Consider the following 11407-nt stretch of genomic DNA (forward strand, 5'->3'; position numbering starts at 1 on the left):
TCCCCGTCACGCAATTCCAAAGCCCTCGCCAGATAAACCATGGATCAAGTCTGACAAAGATCAGACACAAAGGAACCAACGACACGCTACACTAGCTGCAGCCGTCCGGTCCGCAGGCTTCGCCGTCGGCGGATTGTGCGCCGGCGCGGGCAGGACTCACCAGAGTCAACGGGTTGGCTTCCTTCCACGCGGTGTCGAGCGCCTCGGCGAACAGGTCCGTCGGCTGCGCACCGGAGATCCCGTACTTCCGGTCAATGACGAAGAACGGGACGCCGCTGATGCCGAGGGTCTGAGCCTCGGCGACGTCGTGACGCACGTCGTCCGCGAACCGGTCGGAGCCCAGCGTGTCGCGCACGTCCTGCTCGGCGAGGCCGATCCCGGCTCCCAGCTGCACCAGGAACTCGGTGTCGGAGGTGTCCTTGCCCTGTTCGAAGTGTGCGGACAGGATGGCTTCCTTCGCCTGGTCACCCAGACCCTGGGACTTGGCCAGGTGCAGGAACCGGTGCGCCGTGAAGCTGTTGCCCACCACCACGTCCTCGAAACGGAAATCCAGCCCCTCGCCCGCCGCCGACGCGGACAGGCTGTCCCACATCGCGCGGACCTGATCTTCGGGGATGCCTTTGCGCTCGGCGAGGTACTGCTGTTCGGTCCCGTCATAGTGGTCCGGGAGGTTCGGGTCCAGCTGGAAGCTCTTCCAGGTCACGGTGACCTGTTCCCTGTGCTCAAACCCCTCGAGGGCCTTCTCGAACCGGCGTTTCCCTACGAAACACCACGGGCACTTCAAATCTGACCAAATTTCAATCTGCATATCCGGCACAACGCGGGGGTGGCTCCGGGGTATTCCCGGGACCACCCCCGCAGCCAGCTGGGACTAGACGGCCGCCAGTTCCCGGCTCTCGTGCAGGTAACGGGCGTAGGCCGGAACGGTGAGGAAGGTGGGGAACTCCTCGCCGAGGGCCACCTCCTCGAAGATGGCGCGGGCGTCGTCGAACCGGTCCCCGTCGAAGCGCTCCACCGCCTCGAACTCTTCCTCCAGGAGTTCAGCGACCCAGTTGTGGGTGATCATTTCGCCCTCATCGGTGACGGCGCCCGAGTAGATCCACTGCCAGATCTGCGACCGGGAGATCTCGGCCGTCGCCGCGTCCTCCATCAGGGAATTGATGGCCGCAGCCCCGATGCCGCGCAGCCACGACTCGATGTACCGAACCCCCACCTCCAGGTTTTCGCGGATCCCGGCCTCGGTGATGACCCCCGGGGTGCCGGCGATGTTCAACAGCGCCTTGGCATCGGGTACGACGTCGTCGCGCAGCTTCCCCAACTGGTTCGGCTGCTTGCCCAGGACGGCGTCGAACACCCCCATGGCCACCGGAACCAGGTCCGGGTGCGCCACCCAGGAGCCGTCGAAGCCGTCGTTCGCCTCCCGGGTCTTGTCGGCCCGCACCTTCTGAAGCGCGACGGCGTTGGCCGCTTCGTCCCGCCGGTTCGGGATGTTCGCTGCCATGCCGCCGATCGCATGGGCTCCACGACGGTGGCAGATCCGGACCAGCTGCTCGGTGTAGGACCGCATGAACGGGGCGGTCATGGTCACCATTGACCGGTCGGGCAGGACGAAGCGCGGTCCCCGGGTCCTGAAGTTCTTGATCACCGAGAAGATGTAGTCCCAGCGGCCGGCGTTCAGGCCCGCGGCGTGTTCGCGCAATTCGTAGAGGATCTCCTCCATCTCGAACGCCGCGGTGATGGTCTCGATCAGGACGGTCGCCCGGATGGTGCCCTGGGGGAGTCCCAGGAGTTGCTGGGCCTGGACGAAGATGTCGTTCCACAGCCTCGCTTCCAGGTGGTTCTCGATTTTCGGCAGATAGAAGTACGGTCCCCGCCCCTGGCTGATCAGGGTGCGCGCGTTGTGGAAGAAGTACAGGCCGAAGTCCACCAGGCCGCCGGCAATCGGCGTGTTGTTGATCAAGAGGTGTTTCTCGGGCAGGTGCCAGCCGCGGGGGCGGACAACGATTGTCGGCCGGTCAGCACCGAGCCGGTACTCCTTGCCCTCCGGGGAGGTGAAGTCGATCCGCCCGGCCAGCGCATCGCGCAGGTTGAGCTGCCCGTTGATGACGTTGGACCAGCTGGGGGTGGACGAATCCTCCATATCGGCGAGCCACACCCTGGCGCCCGAATTCAGGGCATTGATGGTCATCTTGCGGTCCACCGGCCCGGTGATTTCCACCCGGCGGTCCTCCAGACCGGGAGCGATCGGCGCCACCTTCCAGCCGTCGTCGTCCCTGATGTGTTTGGTCTCCGGGAGGAAACGCGGGTCGGTGCCGTTGGAGATCCTGGCACGGGACTGCTGCCGCAGTTGCAGCAGCTCCTGCCTGCGGCTGGCGGTCGACTGATGCAGCCGGCGCAGGAATTCGAGGGCCTCAGGGGTGAGGATTTCGTCCTGGCGGCGCACGGCCGGCGCCGTCAGGGTAACGCCGTTGAGGGTGATCAATTCGTTCATGGTGTGCCTCCTGGAAGAGTGGGGCCCAACGATCGAGTCAACAGAAGGAGCAGGTATCCGGGTGGAAGGTGGCCACTTCTGTTGACTCGATGCAAGGCAGGGGTGAGACGGTTAGTGGAACTGCTGTGCCTCGGTGGATCCGGCCAATGCAAGGGTGCTGCCGGTCGGGTTCAGTGCGGTGGCGATCTGGTCGAAGTAGCCCGTTCCCACCTCACGCTGGTGTTTTGTCGCGGTGTACCCGCGGGACTCGGCAGCGAACTCCCGCTCCTGCAGTTCGACGTACGCGCTCATGCCGTTGCGGGCGTACCCCTCGGCGAGGTCGAACATCGAGTAGTTCAGGGCGTGGAAGCCAGCCAGGGTGATGAACTGGAAGGTGAAGCCCATCGCTCCGAGCTCCCGCTGGAACTTGGCGATGGTCGAGTCGTCGAGGTGCTTCTTCCAGTTGAACGACGGCGAGCAGTTGTAGGCGAGCATCTGGTTGGGGTGCTCCGATTTGATACCCTCCGCGAACCGGCGCGCCAGGTCGAGGTCCGGGGTCCCGGTCTCCATCCACAGCAGGTCAGCGTACGGGGCGTAGGCCCGGCCCCGGGCGATGCAGGCGTCAAGGCCGTTGCGCACCTTGTAGAAGCCTTCGGGGGTGCGCTCGCCGGTGATGAACGGCTGGTCCCGCTCATCCACGTCCGAGGTGATGAGGGTTGCGGCCTCCGCGTCGGTACGGGCCACCACCACCGATGGCGTGCCCGCCACGTCGGCGGCCAACCGGGCAGCGTTGAGGGTGCGTACGTGCTGCTGCGTCGGGATGAGCACCTTTCCGCCGAGGTGCCCGCACTTCTTCTCGGAGGCCAACTGATCCTCCCAGTGAACGCCAGCAGCGCCAGCCTGAATCATCGACTTCATCAGCTCATAGGCGTTGAGTGGTCCGCCGAAGCCGGCCTCGGCGTCGGCGATGATGGGAACCAGATAGTCCTCCACCGTCTGGACGCCCTCCGCGAAGTCGATCTGGTCGGCGCGGAGCAGCGCATTGTTGATGCGACGCACCACAGTGGGTACGGAGTTGGCGGGGTACAGAGACTGATCCGGGTAGGTGTGTCCGGAGTTGTTCGCGTCCGCCGCGACCTGCCACCCGGAGAGGTAGATGGCCTTGAGTCCGGCCTTGACCTGCTGCACCGCCTGGTTCCCGGTGAGGGCGCCCAGGGAGTGGGTGTAGTCCCCGGTGCGTGCTTGGGTAGTCAACTGGCTCCACAGCTTCTCGGCGCCGCGCCGGGCCAGGGTGTGCTCCTCCTGGACCCGGCCGCGGAGACGGACGACGTCGGCCGCGGAGTAGTCGCGACTGACGGACTCCCAGCGGGGGTTGGCTGCCCATTCGAGTTCCAGTTCCCGCTCCGTCGAACCCTCGGTGGCGGATGGTGTTCCCTGGTCCTGTGTCATTGCATTCTCCTTTGAATTCCCGGTGCCGTTGGTGTCTTGGGCTTCGTAAAACCAACCTTTCTCTCTTTTCAATCACCTTTCTAGAGAAAACCTGTGGCAAGAAACGCACTTCTTGGCGTAACCTCAATAAATGACGAAGATGAGGACCACGTCCACCTGGAACCGACCCGGCCCCGACGCTTCCGGTAGCAGTTCGCCGGTGGCGCCTGAGGAGCTGGACGTGATCAGTCTGGGGCGCCGGATCCGCCACCTCCGTAAAGCCAAGGGCATGACGCTCGACGATCTGGGGGCGCTGGTGGGGACGGTGGCGTCCCAGCTATCGCTGATCGAGAACGGCAAACGGGAACCCAAGCTGGGCATGTTGCAGGGTCTGGCCTCCGCCCTCGGGGTGGGTATCGACCAGCTGCTGGGTGCTGAACCGCCGACCAGGCGGGCCGCCCTGGAGATCGAGCTGGAAAGGGCCCAACGCGGGCCACTCTACGGGTCCCTGGGGTTGCCAAAGGTGCGGATCTCGTCCCGGCTGCCCATGGAGGTGCTCGAATCCCTGGTGGGCCTCCAGAGCGAATTGGAGCGGCGTCTCAACGAACAGGTCGCCACGCCGGAGGAAGCACGGAGGGCCAACGCCGAACTTCGGCGGGAAATGCGCCAGCAGAACAACTATTTCCCCGAGCTCGAGGCCGAAGCGCAGAAGGTCCTCGACTCGGTGGGACACACCACCGGGCCCATGTCGCAGCACCTGATCGCCGACATCGCTGCCCACCTGGGGTTCACACTGCACCATGTGGGGGACCTGCCGCACTCCACGCGGTCAGTCACCGATCTGAAGAACCGCAGGATCTACCTGACCCAGTCGCAGCGGACCGACCACGACCCGCGCTCCGTCCTGCTGCAGGCCCTCGGCCATTACGTGCTGGATCACCAGACGCCCGAAAGCTACCGCGAGTTCCTGCGGCAGCGGGTCGCGACCAACTATTTCGCTGCGGCACTGCTGCTCCCGGAGAAGCCAGCCGTGGAGTTCCTGCAGCGGTCCAAGGCAGCCAAGGAGATCGCCGTCGAGGACATCAGGGACGCCTTCGCGGTGTCCTACGAAACGGCGGCGCACCGGTTCACCAACCTTGCCACCGAGCATCTGGGTATTCCCACCCACTTTCAGAAGACCCATGAGAGCGGGATCATCTACAAGGCGTACGAGAACGACGGCGTCACCTTCCCCCAGGATCACACCGGAGCCATCGAGGGCCAACCGTCCTGTAAACGGTGGACCTCGCGGGTGGTGTTCGAGGTGGCCGACAAGTTCCGTGCCTACAACCAGTACACCGACACTCCCAGTGGCACCTACTGGTGCACGGCGCGCACCGAGCGGTCGGCGGCCGGCGAGTTCTCACTGAGCATCGGGGTGCCGTACGCGCACGTGAAGTGGTTCAGGGGCAGGGACACCCCCATGCGGGAGAAATCCTTCTGCCCCGACGAGGCGTGCTGCCGGCGGCCGCCGTCGTCGTTGGCGGAAAACTGGGCGGGCCACGCATGGCCCAGTGCCCGGGCACACTCGCACCTGTTGGCCGCGATGCCCCCCGGGGCATTCCCCGGCGTCGACGAAACCGAGGTCTACACCTTTCTCGAAGCCCACTCGGGCTAGATCGTCAGCACTATCCACACCTAGCGCAGGAGACACCATGGAAACAGCTACCGCAGACCTGTACGACGAGCTCGGAGAGACTCTCCAGTCGGTCCCCACCCAGTTCCAGGACCTGGGCCTGACGAAGGCTTTCAGCGGGCGGGTCAGGACCGTGAAGTGCCACCACGACAATGTGGTGCTCAAGGCGGTCCTCTCCACGCCCGGTGCGGGCGACGTCCTCGTCGTCGACGGCGGTGGCTCACTCGAGCGTGCGCTGATGGGCGATATGATCGCCAAAATCGCGCTGGAGAATGGGTGGCACGGGGTGATCATCAACGGAGCCGTTCGGGACCGGGCGGTCCTGGCCGGCCTCCCACTCGGAATCAAGGCGCTCGGCAGCAACCCCCGCAAGAGCGCCAAGGAGGGGGCCGGTGATGTTGATGTGCCCGTCACCATCGGCGGAGTTCTCTTCACCCCCGGCGTCACCGTCTACGCCGATGAGGATGGCATTCTCGTGGAGGAACCGACGCGGTAGCGCGCTCGCTGATGCAGCGGCCGGCCGGGACGCAAGAACGTCTGCAACAAAAAGTGGTGGCCACCCGTTCCCGGGTGGCCACCACTTTTTGGTGGCTAACTGTTTTAGCTGCTGCTAACCGTGGTTACGGGTTGCAACCGCCGTTGTTCTCGGTGTAGCCATCGAGACGCTGGATGAAGGCTGCCATCGCGTCACGGGCGACTGGCTGAAGGCGCTTGTACTCGCCGTCAGGGAAGCCGGTGGTGATTTCATTCTCAGCCATCCAGGAGATCTCCCGGTGGAACTGGTCGTTCACGGGAACATCCGGGAACGGTGCAACCTGGGGTGCCTCGTAGTCCTCGGCGTCCGCAATGCTGCAGTACTCGCCAGCGAAGCGGTTCATGAACGCGGCCATGGCGTCGCGGTTGACGGGTGCGAGCGGACGGAAGGTGCCGTCGCTGTAGCCGGTCGACAGGCCGGTTTCAGCCATCCATGCCATCTCCTTGTAGAACTGGGTTTCAGGAGTGATGTCAGCGAATGGTGAGGTGGTGGGCTCGGCGTAAGCCGGCTCACCGGCCAGGCGGTAGAGGAACGCCGCCATGGCATCGCGGTTGATCGAGGCGAGCGGGCGGTAGGTGCCGTCGCTGTAGCCGTTGGTCAGACCCTGGTCAGCAAGCCAGTTGATGGCATCTTCGTGAAGGTTGCCAGCAACATCAGGGAAACGGAGCTCGTCAACCTGCAGGTCGAGGATCTCATCCTTCAGACCCGTTGCGTTGTGGTGGTGCAGGAACAACGCGCGGGCGTCGGTGACGCCTTCCTGGCGGTTGACGCCAATCGTTGCACCCTCGGCGGCAATGAACACCGTGTCGGGGGTGACGCCTGCGAACCACAGCTCAGGCTCGGTAACGTTGAAATCGATCCATTCGGTTGAGTCAACCGGACCGTTCTCGCCTTCTTCGTCCACGTTGAATGGACTGAATGTCGACACCCGGTACTGAATCGGGGCTGAAGCTTCCAGATCCAGATCAAGCGCAGCAGCAGAAATTGGGAAGGTGACGACGTTGGTATCGAAGGTATTTGTGTCAACGTCACCAAAGACGCCATTGGCGAAGGTCTGAGCCAATGGCACCGGGTTACCCGCAGCATTCACGGGGCCAAGTGAACCGTCAGCGTTCAGGATGTAGACCTCAAACAGGATGAGGTCCAGGTCGTCGAGGCGGCGCGTGAAGCCCACGTAATCTGTTTCGCCGTCGCCATCGGTGTCGAATTCAACCTCGATGCTGCTATTGCCGCCAAGCTGTGCCCAGTTCTGCCAGGTGCTCACTCCGATGTTCAGGACGCCGTCGTCAGCCGAGCCTCCCGATGCAACCTCGGCGGGAACCGTTGAGGCAATCCCGACCGAACGCAGGTCAAGGGAGTACAAAGACTCCAGTGGACGCTCGTCGGCCCGAGGGCTTTCGGCGCCAAGAACCAGCGGGGTCACGAGGGAGAGGTAAGTTGAATCCGCGCCGCCCTGTGCGAGGCCGCGGCCCTCCATCGTTATTGTGGTCTCAAGCGTTGAAGCGTTCTCGAACAGGATCTGCGATCCAGCCGAGATTTCCGAGGTGGGCTTTGGGGCCGAGTAGACGGGAACGCGCAGGGTGTTCACTTCACTCGCGAACTGAACGCGGCCTGAAACGTCGGCCAAGTATTGACGGGGGACACCGAGCTGGGTTTCCTCAGCGGCCGGATCGATCGTCTTTGCCAGTGCGGCGGGATCATCGATGGTCAGTGTGACGTCGACTGTTGCCGTGCCGTTGGCTGGGACATCGAAGGCGTTGGTGAGGGTTCCCGGTGCGAGTACCTGTGGGGTCACAGTGATCTCGGCACCTGGCATCGTAGACGCCTCCAGGTAGGACGCGCTGTAGCGAATCACTTCGTCCGACTTGTTCTCGACGGTGATCTGCTTGGTCATGGTCGTGGCTTCGCTGCCCAGTTCCAGAACGCCGAAGTTCACCGAGGTCAGTGATGGCTGCTCTGTTGCGTAGGCGAGGACCGGGGTGTCGAGTGCCAGTACGGCGTCGACGCGTCCGGAACCCACGCGGTTGGGGGCGTACTCGACGCCTTCGTCAGTCACCAGATCGGCGATCGCCGTGTTCATGATCATTGACTTGATCTCGTACGGGTTGAAGTCGGTCTCTGCGTAGAGCAGGGCGGCGATGCCAGCCACGTGTGGGGCTGCCATCGAGGTGCCGCTCTTGACCGATGCGCCGGTTCCGGTGCCCACCTGGACTGAGCCAGTGGATACGCCGGGGGCCGCGACGTCGGGCTTGACTACTCCGTTTGAGCCGTGCAGGCCGCGGGAGGAGAAGGCTGCCAGCGTGTCGAGAGCCTCGGAGCTGCCACCGGCAGTCGCCTGGTACTCGGAATCCAAACGGATTTCCAGGGTGCCAGCTTCTGCGGCCGGTTCCAGCTGCTCGGAGAACTCGGCGTTGAACTGAACGCCGGGGATGGTGGCGTTGCCGCCGATACCTGATTCGAAGACCGAGCGAGGCGAGTCAAGGACCACACCTGCTCCGCCTGCGGCTTCAACGTTGTTGAAACGTGTGACGGAGCCACAGGGGAACGCGCCGTCCTCTTCCCACTGCAGCCACACCCATTCGCCATCGAAGGTGCCCGGCGCGAAGGGGGCGCAACCAAACGCATTGGCGGGGTCAGCCTTGACGACAGTACCGGTGAGCTCTTCCTCGGATGCGGTGGAGTAGTCGAAGTTGACGCTGTACTGGCCAGCGGCCTGTCCGACGACGTCGTCCGGAGCGAGCACATCGGCCCGGTCCAGGGTGATCTGCGAGCCGACGCTGGCAGCGACGGTCAGGGCTGACTCGGAGCTGCCGGGGGAGCCACCGATGTCGTAGACATCGCCGCTGTTGCCGGAGGAGACAACCGACAGGACGCCCTGAGCGGTGAGTGCGTTGACAATGTCGTTTTCGGGATCGTCATAGGCGGGGAATGCTGCGCCGAGTGACATGTTGACAACCTGTGCGCGGTCATCGAAGTTGCCGTCGCCGTTGGGGTCAAGCACGAAGTCGAGGGCCGATCCGACTACTGCGCTGGAGCCCGTGCAGCCGAAGACGCGGAGTGCGACCAGCTGGGACTCGGGAGCGGAGCCGGGGCCGATCCGCATGGCGTTGACGCCGTCGGCGTCGAGGGTGCCGTAGTCGCCCTCGAAGGTGGATCCGTCATCGTTTACGCCGTAGCCGGAGGAGGTGCCGGCGACGTGGGAGCCGTGGCTCTGGCAGTCGAGGGGGTTGAGGTCTGGCTGAGGAATGTCATTATCGGGGTCGCCAGCGTTGTAGTCGTCGCCCACCAGGTCGTAGCCGCCAACGTACTTGGCAGCGTCGAAGAGTGCGGGGTCAGGAACCAGATCCGCCTGTGCCTGCTCGAAGGCCTCGATGGTTCCCGGTCCGCCGAAGCCGGCGTGGGTGTAGTCGAGTCCGGTGTCGAGGACGGCGACGGTGATGCCGTCGCCGGTCTGATCGCGTGTGGTCCAGGCATCAAGTGCACGGGTGTCGATGTCCGCGCCCTTGTTGGTGACGGTCTTCGGCACGATACCGGTGATTTTCACGACGTCGGGGCGGGCAGCAAGTGCCTTGATGGCCTCGGCGTCACCCTGGATGGCAACACCCGGGATGGTGTTGGTGGTGGTGTAGAGCTGAGAGGCTGATGCCTCGGCCGCTACGTCGTCAGCCTGAGCCTGGATGCCGGCCCTGATGTTCAGCACATCGCTGGTCCGATTGACCGGGGACTGGATTCCGTCGCGCACCTCGACGGGCTGCGTTTGTTCGAAGGCGCCTTTTCCGGCGAACTGGACGTAGGCAGCCGTTGGGCCCGTCCGGTCCGCCAGTTCGCTACTGACCTTCAGTTTTTCGGGGACCGCCTGGAGCTCGATTCCCTCAGCTGTGGGCTCACCCGATGACGGTGATTCCAGAGCTGAAGCAGGCGCCCACATGCTGGAAGCCAGGACAAGCCCTGTTAGCGAAGCCAACACAGCCTTTCCCGTATTCCGGTGGTATGACTTGCTCATACTTCTCCTTAGTGAGGCTCAGTCATGGCCACCCGCTGAGATCTTTGATTAGCTCCCCGCAAGTACTGCTGACACGGCCGTGACAGATGTGAGTGACATTCCTGGTGTGAACAAGTTGCGTCAGCAGTAGTTGATCTGTGGATGCCGGACACCCGGCCCCCTCCACCCACACCACTTTTCTGTGTAGTGGGTCACAAGTCAACGGGTAGCACACAAAAAACTTAGTTAAGTTAGGCAATTTCCTGATAATTGCCTGAGAACAGCATCGCGTCACACAATTGGTGACCAGAATCGGGGGTCTAGCGGCGGAGCGCGCGGTCTTTCAATCGACGGTATCGGCGCCGTAGCAGGGCAACCAGGCTGGCGTCGCTGATCGACTGCTCGAGGACCTGCACGCGGTCGACGAGGTGACGATTCGTCTCGAGGATCTGCCGTAGCAAGTCCTCCGAGTAGTTCTGGCGTTCGTGCAGATGGTCAAATTCCCGCTGCTGGTAGGCCGTCTGATAGAGCACCGCGCCCAGGCCTGACTGGCTGACGTGCTCCTTGAGGTGGTGTTCGCGGACACTCTGGTCCAGTCGTTTGTGCTCGGAGTCCTCGACGATGACACTGTTGCCCAGATCTCCGATCGCCTCCCGGCGTTGGTTCCAGTAGGCCAGCGGGACCTCGTCGATGAATCCCAGCGTGTGCTGCTGCAACAGGCGGAGCTGGAATTCCCAGTCACCGACTACCGAGAGGGATTCGTTGTAATAGCCGATCTGATCGTGAATCGCGCGGCGATACAGCACCGAAATGGGGACGCAGCGGTTGTGCCGGATGGTGTCGAAAAGGGTGACCGCCTTGAGCGCTGGCTGGAAAATCTCCCGGCTGACCTCCTCGATGGTCCCGTCGGTGATCCGCTCGAACACGATCTCGGTGCGCACAGCAACGCCGGCGTCGTCGTGCTGGGCCAGGTACGCGAGGGTGCGTTCGAGGAACGTCGGGTGCCACTCGTCGTCGTCGTCGTGGATGGCGATGTACTCGGAATCCGACGCCCGGATTCCGGCGTTGGAGGCGGCCTCCATCCCCAGGGAGGTGTCGTGATGGATGACCTGTACCCGGTCGCCCAGACGTGCGCGGTGACGCTCCACGACCGGGTCCACTTCGGCGCGGTCGCCGCCGTCATTGACGACGACGACGGTCCAGTCCGTGACCGTCTGCTGGAGAACGTCCCGGAGGGCTCTGTCCAGTAGCAGCGAACGGTTCCGGGACCGCATGATGATGGCTACTGACGGTGTGGGTGCAGTCGGCACGGGCAGT

7 protein-coding genes are annotated in these 11407 nt (G+C 63.7%); 2 read left to right on the forward strand and 5 right to left on the reverse strand.

The genetic code is table 11. The features are described from left to right. Positions 1-91 precede the first annotated feature (91 nt). From IWX64_RS06645 to aceA, 3 genes are all read right to left on the reverse strand, one after another. Entirely contained in the window at positions 92-808 is a 717-nt protein-coding gene (locus tag IWX64_RS06645) for a DsbA family oxidoreductase (protein ID WP_196866371.1), read from the reverse strand. 63 nt (positions 809-871) lie between these two features. Continuing rightward, complete coding sequence (aceB, locus tag IWX64_RS06650; protein WP_196866372.1) at positions 872-2491, reverse strand: malate synthase A; 1620 nt, start codon at positions 2489-2491, stop codon at positions 872-874. Between the two features lie 111 nt (positions 2492-2602). Beyond that, on the reverse strand, positions 2603-3919 hold the full coding sequence (aceA, locus tag IWX64_RS06655) for an isocitrate lyase (RefSeq protein WP_196866373.1): 1317 nt from the start codon (positions 3917-3919) through the stop codon (positions 2603-2605). 130 nt (positions 3920-4049) lie between these two features. On the opposite strand from aceA, the gene IWX64_RS06660 reads away from it, so the two are divergent. Beyond that, positions 4050-5555 carry a helix-turn-helix domain-containing protein gene (locus IWX64_RS06660; RefSeq protein ID WP_196866374.1) on the forward strand — a complete coding sequence of 502 codons (1506 nt, stop codon included), beginning with the start codon at positions 4050-4052 and terminating at the stop codon, positions 5553-5555. A gap of 37 nt (positions 5556-5592) precedes the next feature. Beyond that, positions 5593-6069: a ribonuclease E activity regulator RraA gene (gene rraA, locus IWX64_RS06665; RefSeq protein ID WP_196866375.1), complete on the forward strand. Its 477-nt coding sequence runs from the start codon at positions 5593-5595 to the stop codon at positions 6067-6069. 124 nt (positions 6070-6193) lie between these two features. On the opposite strand, the gene IWX64_RS06670 is transcribed toward rraA, so the two are convergent. Both IWX64_RS06670 and IWX64_RS06675 read right to left on the reverse strand, forming a co-directional pair. Beyond that, the gene (locus IWX64_RS06670) at positions 6194-10111 is read right to left on the reverse strand and encodes a S8 family serine peptidase (protein WP_196866376.1); all 3918 of its coding nucleotides are present in this window, start codon (positions 10109-10111) and stop codon (positions 6194-6196) included. Between the two features lie 299 nt (positions 10112-10410). Beyond that, positions 10411-11400, reverse strand: coding sequence for a glycosyltransferase family 2 protein (locus IWX64_RS06675; RefSeq protein ID WP_196866377.1), 990 nt, complete (start codon positions 11398-11400; stop codon positions 10411-10413). Positions 11401-11407: the final 7 nt, after the last annotated feature.

Origin of the sequence: Arthrobacter sp. CAN_A212, assembly GCF_015752345.1 — a bacterium.
Classification (GTDB): Bacteria; Actinomycetota; Actinomycetes; order Actinomycetales; family Micrococcaceae; genus Arthrobacter_D.